Origin of the sequence: Streptomyces venezuelae (assembly GCF_008642315.1) — a bacterium.
Classification (GTDB): domain Bacteria; phylum Actinomycetota; class Actinomycetes; order Streptomycetales; family Streptomycetaceae; genus Streptomyces; species Streptomyces venezuelae_D.
Window position 1 is genome coordinate 4620539 of the sequence record NZ_CP029192.1, and the last position, 13768, is coordinate 4634306.

The 13768-nt window shown below is 70.8% G+C and carries 10 protein-coding genes and 2 tRNA genes; 3 read left to right on the top strand and 9 right to left on the bottom strand.

Features of this window, described 5'->3' with window-relative positions; translation table 11 throughout:
• Positions 1 to 82: 82 nt before the first annotated feature.
• Together DEJ48_RS20070 and DEJ48_RS20075 are read right to left on the bottom strand one after the other, a co-directional pair.
• Positions 83 to 4660, bottom strand: a complete 4578-nt coding sequence (locus DEJ48_RS20070; RefSeq protein ID WP_150217517.1) for a PAS domain-containing protein — start codon at positions 4658 to 4660, stop codon at positions 83 to 85.
• A 179-nt stretch (positions 4661 to 4839) separates the two neighbouring features.
• A complete protein-coding gene (locus DEJ48_RS20075; protein ID WP_150217518.1) occupies positions 4840 to 5274 on the bottom strand; it encodes an SSI family serine proteinase inhibitor in 435 nt (144 codons plus the stop codon).
• 192 nt (positions 5275 to 5466) lie between these two features.
• Between DEJ48_RS20075 and DEJ48_RS20080 the strand changes: the two genes are divergently transcribed.
• Positions 5467 to 5557: transfer RNA gene (locus DEJ48_RS20080), tRNA-Ser, on the top strand.
• Positions 5558 to 5754: 197 nt separating this feature from the next.
• Positions 5755 to 5827 (top strand) — tRNA-Arg (locus DEJ48_RS20085).
• A 102-nt stretch (positions 5828 to 5929) separates the two neighbouring features.
• Here the strand turns inward: DEJ48_RS20085 and xerC are convergent.
• The 6 genes from xerC to DEJ48_RS20115 all read right to left on the bottom strand — a co-directional run bounded on the left by xerC (position 5930) and on the right by DEJ48_RS20115 (position 11596).
• A complete protein-coding gene (gene xerC, locus DEJ48_RS20090) occupies positions 5930 to 7213 on the bottom strand; it encodes a tyrosine recombinase XerC (protein WP_150217519.1) in 1284 nt (427 codons plus the stop codon).
• On the bottom strand, positions 7213 to 7395 hold the full coding sequence (locus DEJ48_RS20095; RefSeq protein ID WP_150217520.1) for a helix-turn-helix domain-containing protein: 183 nt from the start codon (positions 7393 to 7395) through the stop codon (positions 7213 to 7215). The genes xerC and DEJ48_RS20095 overlap by 1 nt, the downstream gene beginning before the upstream one ends.
• Positions 7392 to 8855, bottom strand: a complete 1464-nt coding sequence (locus tag DEJ48_RS20100; RefSeq protein ID WP_150217521.1) for a replication initiator — start codon at positions 8853 to 8855, stop codon at positions 7392 to 7394. The genes DEJ48_RS20095 and DEJ48_RS20100 overlap by 4 nt, the downstream gene beginning before the upstream one ends.
• Before the next feature lie 147 nt (positions 8856 to 9002).
• Positions 9003 to 9698, bottom strand: coding sequence for a DUF2637 domain-containing protein (locus DEJ48_RS20105; RefSeq protein WP_150217522.1), 696 nt, complete (start codon positions 9696 to 9698; stop codon positions 9003 to 9005).
• Positions 9699 to 9743: 45 nt separating this feature from the next.
• A complete protein-coding gene (locus DEJ48_RS20110) occupies positions 9744 to 11150 on the bottom strand; it encodes an FtsK/SpoIIIE domain-containing protein (protein WP_150217523.1) in 1407 nt (468 codons plus the stop codon).
• A gap of 110 nt (positions 11151 to 11260) precedes the next feature.
• The gene (locus tag DEJ48_RS20115) at positions 11261 to 11596 is read right to left on the bottom strand and encodes a hypothetical protein (protein ID WP_223832111.1); all 336 of its coding nucleotides are present in this window, start codon (positions 11594 to 11596) and stop codon (positions 11261 to 11263) included.
• Positions 11597 to 11780: 184 nt separating this feature from the next.
• Here DEJ48_RS20115 and DEJ48_RS20120 point away from each other — a divergent pair, with 184 nt between their 5' ends.
• Positions 11781 to 12278: an SCO5717 family growth-regulating ATPase gene (locus DEJ48_RS20120; RefSeq protein ID WP_150217524.1), complete on the top strand. Its 498-nt coding sequence runs from the start codon at positions 11781 to 11783 to the stop codon at positions 12276 to 12278.
• 902 nt (positions 12279 to 13180) lie between these two features.
• On the opposite strand, the gene DEJ48_RS20125 is transcribed toward DEJ48_RS20120, so the two are convergent.
• Positions 13181 to 13417, bottom strand: coding sequence for a hypothetical protein (locus DEJ48_RS20125; protein WP_223832112.1), 237 nt, complete (start codon positions 13415 to 13417; stop codon positions 13181 to 13183).
• Positions 13418 to 13768 lie beyond the last annotated feature (351 nt).

Below are 13768 nucleotides of genomic sequence, written 5' to 3' on the forward strand. Positions count from 1 at the left end.
GAGCCCGTACCGGACGCGAGCTCGTGCTGGACGCGAGCTCGTGCTGGACGCGAGCTCGTACCGGACGCGAGCTCGCGCCTTCCTAATTCGTGCCGATCTTCGCCAGCAGGTCCACGATCCGGCCCTGAACCTCCGCGCTCGTGGACCGCTCCGCCAGGAACAGGACGGTCTCGCCCGCGGCGAGCTTCGGGAGCTCGGTCTCGTCGACGGCCGCGGTGTAGACGACCAGCGGAGTGCGGTTCAACTGGCCGTTCGCGCGCAGCCAGTCGACGATGCCGGCCCTGCGGCGGCGTACCTGCAGCAGGTCCATCACCACGAGGTTCGGGCGCATCTGGGCCGCGAGCGTCACCGCGTCCGCGTCGCTCTCGGCCCGCGCGACCTGCATGCCGCGCCGCTCCAGCGTGGCCGTCAGGGCGAGCGCGATCTCCTCGTGCTCCTCGATGAGCAGGACGCGCGAGGGGTGCTGCTCGCTGTCGCGCGGTGCCAGGGCCTTGAGGAGTACGGCGGGATCGGCGCCGTACGCCGCCTCGCGCGTCGCCTGCCCGAGCCCCGCCGTCACGAGGACGGGCACCTCGGCCGCCACGGCTGCCTGCCGCAGCGACTGGAGCGCCGTGCGCGTGATCGGCCCGGTCAGCGGGTCCACGAACAGCGCCGCGGGGAACGCCGCGATCTGCGCGTCGACCTCTTCGCGCGAGTGCACGATCACCGGGCGGTAGCCGCGGTCGCTCAGCGCCTGCTGCGTGGTCACGTCCGGCGCGGGCCACACCAGGAGGCGGCGCGGGTTGTCCAGCGGCTCGGGCGGCAGCTCGTCGTCCATGGGCTGGGGCTGCGGGCGGTTCGCGACCTCCACGGCGCCGCCGGGCCCGTCGAGCGGCTCCGGGCCCTCGTCGGCGTCCTCGTCAGGGGCGCCGATCGCGTACGAACGGCCCGCGCCCTCGGAGGCCGACGCGATACGGGACTGCGGGTGCTGCTGCGCCGGGGCCGCCGACTGCTGTGCCTGGGCCTGGGGCTGCGGATGCGGGCGCGCCGAGGTCTCGGGGCGCTCGTCGGCCGAGGGGTCGGGCGGCGTGGACAGCCTGCGCCGACGCCCGGAGCCGCCGAGCGTGTGCGACTGCGGTGCGGCGCCGGCCGCCTGGGACTGCTGCGGGTCGGCGGCAGGGCCGGGGACGGGTGCGTCCGGTGCCGGCATCGGTCCCGCCGGGGCGGGCGATGGAGCCTGCGGAGCCTGCGGGGGCTGCGGTGACTGGGGGATGTGGGGGGCCCGGGGCGGCTGTTGCGACCGCTGCTGCTGCGGGCGGCCCTGACCCGGAACGGTGGCTCCGCCCTGCGGCGCCCCCTGCTGCGCGCCCGCCTGCTGCTCGGCGATCTGCTGGCCGAACGGCACGCCCTGCCCGAGCGTACGCACGCTGATCGCGCGCCCCTGCGTCGAGTTGGGGTCACCGGGCGCGGCCTCGGCGGGCAGCGGCTGGGCCGCCCGCGCCTGTGCTCCGCGCTCGGGCGGGAGCGCGGTGCCGCGGCCCGGCGTCGGGACGCCGTGCGCGGGAGTACCGGAGGAGTGCGGGGTGCCCTGCGCGGGCACGCCGCCGGGCGGAGTCGTGCCGTCGGGCCACGGCTGCGGGGCGGGCGCGGGCGTAGGTGCGGACGCGGGCAGCGGGCCGGACTCGGCATCCGGGCCGCCCTGTCGCGGGTTCCTCGGGTCCTGGGCGGGGGCCGTCCGGTCCGCCGGTGCGGCCTGCTCCGTGGGGGCCGTCGACGCCGGGGCGGCCGGAGCCGGGGAAGTCTGGCGGGAGCGGCGGCCCGTCGGGGCCTGCGTCGGGTGCGGCTGGGGCGGAGTGTGATCGTCTCCCCCAGGAACAGCCGACCCGCGATGCCCACCGTCACCCTGCACCCCACGGCCCTGGGCGCCTCCGCCTTGGATGCCCTGCGGACCACCGTCCGGCACGCCGCCGCCTTGGATGCCCCGGCCCTGCCCGCCACCGTCCGGCATGCCGCCGCCTTGGATGCCACCGTCTTGCATGCCGCTGCCTTGGACGCCCCGGCCCTGCGGACCGCCGTCCGGCACGCCGCCGCCCTGCACACCACGGCCTTGCGCGCCACCGTCCGGCATGCCACCGCCCTGGGTGCCCCGGCCCTGCACGCCACCGTCCGGCGCACCGCCGCCCCGCACACCACGGCCCTGCACGCCGCCGCCCTGCACGCCGCCGCCCTGGGCGCCCACGCTCTCCTGACCCACGTACTCCGGTTCCACGTACTCCTGCCCGGCGTACTCCTGTCCCGGGGCGCGGTCGGCCGTGGCGGGGGGCAGGGCGAAGACGCGTCCGTTGTTCGCCTCCTCGGCCTCGGCGCGCTCCTTGGCGGCGGCCAGCGCGCGGCGCGCACGCCGCCCCGTGGGCTTCCCCGCGTCCTCGCCCTGCCCGGCACCGGGCGTCTCCGCCGGGCCCGAGGCCAGCGCGGGCAGCGCGTGCTGCTCACCGGCGCGCCGTGCACGGCGGCCCGTCGCCCCGCTGGGCACGGGCACGCCCTGCGGCGGCACCGTCTCGCCCAACGCGGCGGATCCGGCCGCGTGTTCCGCCGCCGTCATCACGGCACCCTCGGCCGCGCTCGGCCGGCCGCGCCGCCGTCCCGTACCGCCACCGGCGGGGGCGCCACCCGACGTCTCCGGGGACGAGGCCTGCGGGGTCACAGCGGGTTCGTCCGCCCGCGGGCCCACCAGATCGGTGGCCACGGAGCCGCCGAGGCTCTCCGGGGAGGCCTCCGCCGCACGCCGGCCCCGGCGCCGTCCCGTACCGCTCGGCGCGGCACCCTCGTCGGCGCCGCTCTCCGGGTCCGCCGCTTCCGCGCCCCCGCTCTCCAGGAAGGAGTCCACCGAGGGACGCCGAGCCCGCCGACGCCCCCCACCGGCACCCGCACCCGCACCCGCACCCGAGGGACCGGACGCCTGCGCGGGCACGACGGCCGAGCCGCCGCCCCCCGTGAAGCCGTCGGGAACCGCCCCGATCGGCACCTCGAGCACATACGCGCTGCCGCCCATGCCCGGCACCTCGTGCGTCTGCAGCACACCTCCGTGCGCCCGCACGATGCCCCGGACGATCGGCTCGTGCACCGGGTCACCGCCGGCGTAGGGCCCCCGCACCTCGATGCGGACGACCTCGCCGCGCTGGGCGGCGGCGACCACGATCGTCGAGTCCACATAGCCGCCGGAGACGCCCGCGCCGACGTCCGAGCGCGCGTTGCCCGTCGCGTCGATGCCCGCCACGTCCGCGACGAGGTGGGCGAGGGCCGTGGCGAGCCGCCCCGCGTCGGCCATGAGCTGGATCGGCGGCGCGTGCACCGCGAACTGGGCGCGCCCGGGCCCGATCAGCTCGACCGCGCCCTCCACACCGGCGGCCACGACCGCGTCGAGCAGCACCGGCGCGGGGGAGAGCTGTTCGTCGCCCGCGTCGAGCCGCTGGTAGCCGAGGACGTTGTCGACGAGCGTGGTCATCCGGGCGTACCCGGCGGACAGATGGTGCAGGACCTGGTTGGCCTCGGGCCACAGCTGGCCCGCGTCGTCCGATGCGAGCGCGTTCAGTTCGCGGCGCAGCTCGTCCAGGGGGCCGCGCAGCGACGAACCGAGGACGGCGAGCAGCTGCTCGTGCCGCGCGGCCAGCGTCTCGTACCGCGCCTTCTCGCGTTCGGCGAGCTCTTCGAAGCGGTCCTTCTCGCGCTCGGCGAGCGCCGCGTACCGCTCCTGTTCGGCGGCGAGCTCCTCGGACCGTTGTTCCTCGGCGGCCTTGATCTCGGTGGCGCGCTCCTCCGCGGCGGCGGCGAGCTCCTCCTCGTGCCGGGCGAGGGCCGCCTCGTACTTCTCGTTCAGTTCGTCGTAGGGCCTGCGGTCGGTGAAGGTCATCACCGCGCCGACCAGCTGGTCGCCGTCGCGCACCGGCGACGTCGTCAGGTCGACGGGCACCTTGGCGCCGCTCTTGGACCACAGGACCTGCCCGCGCACCCGGTGCTTGCGCCCGGAGCGCAGGGTGTCGGCGAGCGGGGACTCGTCGTACGGGAACGGCTCGCCGTCGGCGCGCGAGTGCAGGACCAGCGGGTGCAGTTCCTGTCCGCCGAGGTCGCTCGCACGGAAACCGAGTATCTGGGCGGCGGCCGGGTTGACCAGCACGACACGTCCGTCGGTGTCCGTGCCGACGACGCCCTCGGCCGCGGCCCGCAGGATCATCTCGGTCTGCCGCTGGGAACGCGCGAGTTCGGCCTCGGTGTCCACGGTGCCCGAAAGGTCCCGTACGACGAGCATGAGCAGTTCGTCGCCCGTGTACCCGTGTTGGTCGTACGCGTCCCTGCCGTCCTCCAGCGGGGAGCTCGTGACCTCGACGGGGAACTCGATGCCGTCCGTGCGCCGGGCGATCATCCGGGTCGGCTTGGTGCGGCCCCGCTCGTCGATGGTGTCGGGGCGGCGCATGGAGCCGGGGATGAGCCGGGAGTCGAACTGCGGCAGCAGATCGAGCAGACCGCGCCCCACGAGCGCGGTGCCGGGTGCCTCGAACGCCTCCAGCGCGATGGCGTTGGCGTTCACGACCGTGCCGTTGGCGTTGACGAGGACCAGCGCGTCAGGGAGCGCGTCGAGTATCGCTGCGAGGCGAGCAGCGCCTCGGGATGGCCTGCTGCTCACGACGACGCTTCCTCCCTGGTTACCGCTGCTTGCCGACTCGCTCAGACCATTTTGCCCCTCGGCCCGTGGCGTGTCACGGGAGGGAGTCTACGGGGAGTGGTTGTGGGCGCGACGCCGGATGAGAGGGAGGTCGCACGCAGAAGATGTGAGTTTTCGGTACGACCCGGTCTACGGCCTGGTCACGCGGAGGCCGCGGGCAGCACCGGTACGAGACCGTCCCACCGCGAGATCTCGCAGCCGTTGCTGCGGTCGTACGTCGCGTCGACGGGCCGGCCCTGCCAGGTCCCCGTGACGTGCGCGGTGGCGGGTCCGCCGTACTGCATCGTGCACATCGCGTCCTTGGGCACGGGCGCGAACGGGTCGGTCCCCCACACGGTCACTTCCTGGAGCCGCTCGCACGCCTTCGCCGCGTCCGGGTGCGTGCCGCCCGTCGGGTGGCAGTTCAGCTCGTACGTCCCGTCGCCCGCGCCGCCCGAGTCGGCGACCGTGATGGTGAGGCGGTCGGTGGGAGCGGAGGGGGACGCGGTGATGTCGGCGGTGGCGTGCGCGGTGGCGGGGAGTGCGGACAGCGCGGCGACGGAGGCGGCGGCGGTGAGGGCGATACGACGCAACATTTCTGGCTCCACGAGTACGTCGGGACGGTTGGCTCTACGGAACTAACGCCGTTCGCCCCGCGATGTTGCGGTGCGGCGTAACGCTTTGCCCTGCGGGCTGGAGGCCTAGTACCGTGGGTGCCGCGATTGGTGACACACCCACTGGCTGTGTCATCATCTGCACGCACCCCCGCTCGCGCAGGTGTGCAAGCTGGAGGCGTCGCCTAGTCCGGTCTATGGCGCCGCACTGCTAATGCGGTTTGGGACTTAAATCCCATCGAGGGTTCAAATCCCTCCGCCTCCGCAGCTTGATCCGAAGCCCCGGTCCTCACGGACCGGGGCTTCGGTGCGTCATGGGCCCCTCTGGGCGATGTTTCCGCAGCTCACAAGGGGTCTGCCTATCGGATTTCACATGGCGGCGGCAGTCATGTAATGTTCTTCCTGTCGCCGCGAACGGGCCGAAGGGCCGGGAAGCGGAGACGAGAACAAAAGAAAAATCAAGCACTCGTAGCTTAACGGATAGAGCATCTGACTACGGATCAGAAGGTTGCAGGTTCGAATCCTGCCGAGTGCACAGCAGACCAGAGGCCCTGTGGAGTGATCCACAGGGCCTCTGGCTTTTGCCTTGACGGCAGGGACTGACGGCAACCGCCGCACGAGTCGGATTCGGGTTGAGTCAGACAGCTACCGGATCACCAGCCGTGCCGCCGTCATCGTCCGGCCCAGTGCCGTCATCCCTCAGCGCATCCCCAACGCGATCGAAAGCGGAGCGCTGGGAGTCGAGCCGCACGAAGGTGTAGATGTCCATGGTCACGCGGATCGAGCTGTGGCCGAGTACTTCCATGATCATGCGGGCGTCCGCACCCTGTTCGTGGAGCAGAGACGCGCACGTGTGCCGCAAGTCGTGGAAGCGGACCCTTCGTACGTCGGACCGGACGCACAGCACCTCGAACGACCGATTGAGGTTGCGCGGCTCGATAGGTGTGCCGTTCTTGGTGGTGAAGACGAGGCCGTGGCCGGTCCCCTTCCAGTTGTTGCCCGCAGCCTTTCGATCGGCGATCTGCTGAGCCCGCTGGGCGCGGAGCGCGGTCACGCACTCCTGCGGCAGGGCAACGCGACGGGCCGAGCGCTGAGTCTTGGGCGCGACGATCAGTAGCTCACCGCCGACCCTCTGGAGAGCCTGCCGAACGGTGAGGACCCCTTCGTGGAGATCCACGTCCACCCAACGCAGCCCCAGCAGCTCACCCCGTCGAAGACCGATACGGACCGCCAGCTCATACGCGGCCCACAGCCGGTTGTCCCGAGCCGCCGCCAGGAGCTGACGCCCCTCCCTGACCGTGAGCGGTTCGATCGAACGCTTCGTTCCCATGCCCAGCTCCACGTTCCGGGCCACGTTGCGGGGCAGCTCGTCCTCACGTACGGCGTGCTGAAGGGCGGCACGCAGGAGCACGAGCAAGAAGCGCACCGTCCGATCAGACGGGAACTTGTTGCAGCACCTCCCCAGGGCGCAGCAGCGCCGCTTGTGCTCCGGGCGCCCCTTGTCCTTACCTTGCGCGCAGCACTGGCAGGTAGCGGCCGTCTTCACGAGGAACGCCCGGATGTCACGGGCGGTGAGCCGGACCAGCTTTTTCCTGCCGAACTCCGGTGTGACGTAGTTGCGGACGAGGGACTCGTAATTGACGTAGGTCGTCCGCCGGACCTTGCCTCTGGCGACGTTGAGCAGCCAGTACCCCAGGTACTCGGAGACTGTCATTTTGCTGGTGGCCACCGGCATGCCGTTGAGGGAGTCGGCCTTGAGCTTGGTCAGCTTCTCGTGTGCTTCGTCCCAGGTCTTGCCGTAGACGCTGCGTCGCTTGTACGTGCCGTCAGTCGTGAGTACGTACGCGCTGCCCTCCCAACGCCCGTCTTTGCGCTGGTAGATGGTGCCCTCGTTGTTGGCATTCTTCTTGGGCTTGGCCATCAGGCAGCTTCCTGTTCGGTGCGGAGGGACACGTACGCATTGACTGCGCTTTCGCTGATGCGTCGGCAACGGCCGATCTTGAAAGAGGCGAGTTCGCGGGAACGGATCAGGTCGTGGACCTTCCAGCGGCTGATGCCGAGACGTGAGGCGACCTGGTCCACGGTGAGCACAGCCGTTGTCACGCGGGCACCAACCCTTCGTGCTTGCAGCGTCGGGCGTGGTCCATGTCGTGGCGGACCTGAGCGGCGAGGAGCTGTTCACCAGGGCGATAGCCACTGCTGAGGTACGTCCATGAGGAGGCGGTGACGAGGGTGGTGTTCTCGTCGTCGGCGGGCAGGTCGTCGCGCACGCGGGCAGCTTCCGCCCGAGCGAGGCGCCAGGCTCGGCGTACGTCGCGCAGGGCGCCGAGGGTGGTGGAGTAGGCACGGGACTTGCTGGAGAAGTGGCCGCGGAAGCCGAGCATGTGGGCCCACTTCCAGAGCTTGAGGTGGGCGAACTCCGGCAGGTGACCGAGGTCCCAGGCGGTGCGGATCATCTGGCGGGCGTGGTGCTGGATGGGGAGTGCCTTGATGCGTTCGGCCTGCCCGGTCCCGTCGCAGTCGGCGCACAGGTCGCGGAAGCCGTCGGGGCCGCGTACGTAGCCGCGTCCCTTGCAGGGGCGGCAGACGAGGGTGCGGTCCACGGTGCCCGCGCCTTCAGCGTTCTTGGTGGCGTACTTGGCGACGTATCCGGCGACTTTGGCGTCCGTCAGTTCGCCGTCACCGAGGGCGGTGATGGGGTCGACCTTGAATCGTTCGCCCCAGGTCATGACCCGTTCGCCGATGGCGTCGGACTCGACGATGAGCCGAGCGCGCCGGACCGCCAGGCCGACGGCGACGTGCAGGGCGTCGAAGGTGGCCCACGGGGGCGGGGTGCTCGTGTGGCCGCTGGGGCCGTCGAAGCGGATCACGGCGTGGAAGTGGACCAGGCCGCGCTTCTGGTACTCGGCGACCTTGGCGAAGGAGATGCGCAGGCCGGTCCTGAGTGCTTCTTGTGTCATGCCGAGATGGGCGGCCAGGGCCCGGCGGAGGTAGATCGTGAAGCGTGCCCAGAGCTGTCCTGCGTGGGCGTTCCAGAGCACGGCGCCGGTGTAGTCGTAGGTGGACGGGTGCAGCGGTGTGCCGAGTTCTGGGGCGTCTTCGGCGTGGTGGGAGCCGCAGGCGCAGGGGCGGGGCTTGCCCGCCGGGTCGGTCTTGCGGTTGTGGACCGGTCCGAAGGAGGGGGCGGTGAGGGTGACGAAGGCGCGGGGGTGGTCGCGGACGGTCTCGGCGACGTTCTTGCCGCCCGAGAGTCCGGCTTTGATCAGGTGGTAGGTGTCGGCGGCGTACACCCGTGAGCAGGTGGGGCAGCGGGAGGAGCGGCGGTTGCCGCAGGTGGTGAGGAGGCGTCCGGTCGGTTCGTCCTCGGAGCGGTAGGAGCGGACGACTTCGTTGGTCGTCTGGTCGGTGGTGACTGTCCATCCGTGGAGGTTGACGGGGTTGGTGCAGCCGCGCAGGTCGCGGACTTGTTCGGTGACGCGGCCGAAGTTGTCGGTGTTGGCCAGGTCGATCAGGTCTCGCAGGCCGGGGCTGAGCACGTGGTGCAGGTCGAGGTGGCGGCGCATGGGTGGCGGGGTCTCCCGTCTGACGTGAGGGTGGGGCCTGCGGGCAGCAGCGATTCAGTGCGCTCGGGCTGCTGTCCGCAGGCATGACTGGCTGGCCCGGGGGCGGGCGAGGTACGGAAGCGCCGGGAGGCCGGCGGAGGGGTGGCCCTACAGGGCGGCGTGGAGGGCGGTGGCCATGGGCAGCCCGATGGCCAGGCGCATCTTGAGCTGAGCCGCGGTGATGGGCTCGCCGGTCTCGGCGCGGTGCGATGCGGCGATGGAGCGCGCTTCGGTCAGCAGCGGTTCGGGGACCTTCAGCGCGGGGGCGGCCGGTGCGGGCGTGGTCGAGGGCTCGGGCTGACTGGGCTGGGGGGCGGGTTCCTGGTCGTCAGCGGGGGCCGCAGGCGTGGGCGCCGGGACGGGGCCCGTGGGGGTTTCCGTGGCCGGTGCGGCGGTCTCGCTCGCGACCGCGTGGAAGCAGCGGAGGAGCTGCGGGCCGACGGCTCCCCAGCCGAGGAGCAGCAGTGGGGCCACGGCGTCGACTGCGGCACGGCCGTAGTGCTCGGCGGCGATGGGTTCGGCGATGTTGAGGGCCAGGGTCAGCAGGCCAGAGACGTGCATGAGGCGTGTGGCGGCCGTCGTCTGCTCGGGCGGGATGCCGCGAAGGGAGAGGTAGCGCAGGGCCACGAGGAGGCCGACCACGGACAGGTCCACCATCGGTGCGATGAGCGGGGCGATGGGGGCGGGGACGCCCAGGCGCAGGGCCAGGGACCAGACGTTGCCGAAGGAGAAGACGAATGCCAGGGCGGCGATCACGATCATTACGGCGGTGATGGTGCGCTGAGTGATGCGGTCCTCAGTCATGGGTGTTCACCTCCTTTCGGGCGAGGACGCGACGGGTGGGGCAGGTCAGGCAGCCACCGGCGGGGTGGTGTCCCCCGGGTCCGTCTTGGTGAGGTCGAGGCCGGGGAGGCGGGCGACGAGCAAGGCGGTCGGGTCGGCGGTGAGGTGGGCTGTCTGCTCGGCGATGGCCGCGCTGTCTTTGCCGGAGACGTAGGGCGTGCGGATGCGGGTGAAGCCGGGTTGCGACTGGTGGTTCATGGAGGCCACGCCGACGTAGGAGCGGTCCTGAAGATTGATCGGGTTGGCGTCGGGCCATTCCCTGATGTCCTCGCCGAGGGCGGCGACGGCCGCTTCTGCGGTCTTCTGGGCGAAGGACAGGCCGATGGGGCACACGTCGCGGATGAACGTGGGGATGGCGTCGCCCGTGGACTTCTGGGTGGCGAGAATGGTGAGGATGCCCGTGCTGCGGCCCTTCTTGACCAGGTCCTCGACGAGCCGGGCGTTCTCGGCGGCGAGGGCGGCGAGCTTTTTCGTTTTGGGGTCGCTGCCCTTGTGGTCGCGGAAGTAGGTGTGCGCTTCGTCGATGATCACGACGACGAGCGGCCATGTTGCGGACGGGCCGACCTCCCACATGCTCTGGACGCCGAGGATGCGTTCGGCGGCCGAGACGCGGGCTCGGCGCAGGTCCACCAGGCGCCGGAAGAGGGCGTTGGCCTCTTCAAGGTCGTCACCGACGAAGGCGAACATGCGCTTCACGAGATGGGCGTAGTCCCCCTCCCGGGCGGTCGACACCTTGCCGTCGGCACACACGAACTGCACCGTGGGCGACGGTGCCCAATCGCAGATCAGACGGTTGATGAGCGACGTCTTGCCGAAGCCGGGCAGGCCAGCCACGGTCACGCCGGGCACCTGGGTCAGGTCCACGGACACCGGTTGCGCGTACTCGTCCAGGCCCAGATCCCACCGGGCGATCTCATCCGGCACCTCACCCGTGGGGTGGTGCTCGGCGGGGATCTTCAGCGGGTCGAGGCGGACGCCACGGATGACGACCTGCCCGGGCTTGTCCTGGGTGACCGCGACCCGTGTGCAGCCCCAGGCGTCGGCCAGGTGAGGAGCCGCCTTCTGGAACTGTTCGAGACCGACACGGGGCAGGCACCTCGCCCGAGCGATCACCCCGTACGCGTCGTGCCGGACCTTCAGAGCCGGGATCAGCACGCGGGGCTTGACCGGCCTGTTGGTCGTGTTGGCCATAGATGCCAGCGCGGTCGGCGTCTTGTCCGTGACCGACAGCTTCAGCATGGGGGCGAGCCGCTTCCAGCCCCACCGCACGCGCACGGCCTGACAGATGGACTGGCGAGTCATGGCGTCGGCACGCACGTAGCGGACCACCCACACCACGGCCCACACGGCGATCACGGCGAGACCGAGCTGTACGACGAGGGGGGCTATGCCGAACACCTCCTGCACGGACATTCATTGCTCCTTGGAGTAGTTGAGGAAGGGCAGTGCACTGGGGCGGGCATCCGGCCCGGCGTGAGGCGACGAGTAGTCGTGCTCAGCGCCGGACCGAAGGGTGGGGCCGCTCACGCCGCGTCGGCGGCCGGGGCGGGGGTCAGGAGGTCGATGCGGTCGGCGCGGTAGGCGATGCCGTCCGCCAGCGAGCCGTTGAAGATGCGGGCCCACGGGGTGGCGAACAGTTCCACGGGCTTCACCGGCAGTCCCGGCTTGAGGCCGTTGGGGAGCCCGGTCTCCGGAACGGTGATCTTCAGGGCCTCGGCGCGGTCCTCCTCCATGAAGAAGAGGGTGATCGTCATCAACTTCGCGCCGGTCTCACGGTCGGTCGCGAACTGGGTCTTCTCGGCGTCCGCGTACTTGGGCACCGGCAGGGTGCCGACCATGAACGCAGCGGTCGGGAGCAAGCCAACACGGATACGGGCCATGACAGTTGAGTCCCTTCGGTAGGAGCCTCACCACGAGGCGGCGAGGTGCGATCTATAGAACCTCGGTGACCTAGCACTGTCAAGTATCAAGTGTGAGCTAGATGTCTAGTGACCTATGTCAGCGGGGTGTGCTAGGGGAGCTAGGGGTGGCTACTCTGAGGGCATGACTCCCGCGCCAGACAAGAAGCAGGACCGCCGGCCGCCGTATCAGCACGCAGCCGACGAGCTCCGGCGCGAGATCATGCAAGGCCGCTTCAAGCCCGGTGAGCAGATGCCGCCCGTCCGCGAGCTGCAAGAACGCTTCGGGGTCGCCAACATGACCGCGAGAAGCGCCCTGAACGTGCTGCGGGACGAGGGACTGATCTACACCATTCACGGCCGGGGCAGCTTCGTCGCTGATGTCGCAGTCGGCGATGGCACGGGCGAATTCGCCATCGACTACACCCCGCCCGCCTGGTACCTGGCCAACGACCCCGAACGTGAGCCGACGGACGGCGAGAGCGAGGGCAGCGAGCCCGGGGCTTCCAAAACGGCCCCGCCCTCCCTCGCCGAAGTACTCACCGCGTTGCGCGATGAGATCCGCGTACTCAGCGCCGAGCATCAGGAGTTGCGCCGGGAAGTCGAGGAGCTGAAGAAGGCTCGACGCGATCCGCGGTCCTGAGCTGCACCACCTCGTGCCGTAGCTCCCGCGTCTCACGGCTGAGCCTGGCCACCATGGCCGCGATCTCACGGACCAGAGCAGACACCTCTGCGGACTCCGGGCTGTGAATGACGCTCAACTCCCCTTCTATCTGGCCTACCTGGTCGGACATGTCTCCCCGTTCGCTGCCGTGCCATCGGTGCGTGCTGCGCGAGCCCGAGCGCAGCGGAGCTGTTCAGAGTTTCTTTACTGGATCAAGGCGGCCCGCCTGCGGCGTGCCGCGCGCGCTGGCGGCCGGGGGCCGCCGCCGCTCCATGTCTCCGCCACCGCTCCGGCGGCCCCCCGCCACTCAGCGCGCAACAACGCCGAGACGGTCGAGGGGACCAGGAAGCAACTCGACCACTGCGAGCACCAGGACCAGGCCGACGAGCACCGAACCGAGGCCGCGTCGGAAGCGCCAAGGTCGGTCGACGGTGCGGGCCGTGACGCATTGAGGCAGCGTGGCTGAGACCGGCACGGGGTTGATGGGGGCATACGTGGCGGGTGCTCGTTCGGCCGCCCCGCCGTCGTGGCTGACTTTCGGTGGCTGAGGTCAGAACTGGGGATGCACGGGCCGCGCCGCAATGCTGTTTCCTTTCCGACTCGTCTGTGGGGACCCGGGGTTGCAGCCGAACCCGCGTTCGGGCACGCCGTTCACCCCGGTACCATCGGCACCGGGGTCCTGAACAGGGATTCCACGACCGGACCACCCGGAATGCTGTCCAGGCTGAGGGGTGGTCCGGTCTTTTGTTGTCGGGTTAGGGGTCAGAGGGGAAGGGGGCCGGACGCCAGCGTGAAGCCGATGACCAGGCCGCAGGAGCCGGAGATCATGATGATCATCAGTGGCCCGGTGAACTGCCCCAACCACGCGACCACTTTGCGCATCAAGTGCGCCTCCAGGCTCGCCAGGGGCGCGTGATGATCTCGCGGTAGGTGTGGTGGGAGGGATGCTTGCCGCAGTGCTCCAGGACCCAGTCCTGAGGCGTCACCCAGTCCTCGCTGGCCGGTGAGGTCTCCTCGTCCACAGCGCACTGCATGGCGTAGGTCACCGGCTCCGAGTCGGGCTCAACGTCGGGTTCGAGGACCCATTGCTTGTACCGCAGGACGGCCCTGGGGCTCACAGTCCCCACCGCCTGTTGGCAACCGACACCTTGGAGCTCAACTCCTCGGACTGAGAGGGCTTGCAGAGCTCGTCGGGAGGGACGTCCCACTCGGTGCCCCCATGAGACGGACGAAGTTGCACGTACGGCCCCACGTGGTCCATGACTATGCCCGACCTGCCGTTACGCGCATCCACCATGAGGGTGCCGACAGCCGGAAGGGACGCGTCGTCGATCACTTCTGCCTCCTACTTGCCGACGGAGCAGACCGACTCCCAACCGGAGTGCTGCGTCACCCCGTAGGCAGTCGATATCCGTCCGTGCCCGTGCGCAGAAGCATCGGGTCGACAGGGGGGACCTTGGAACAACCCC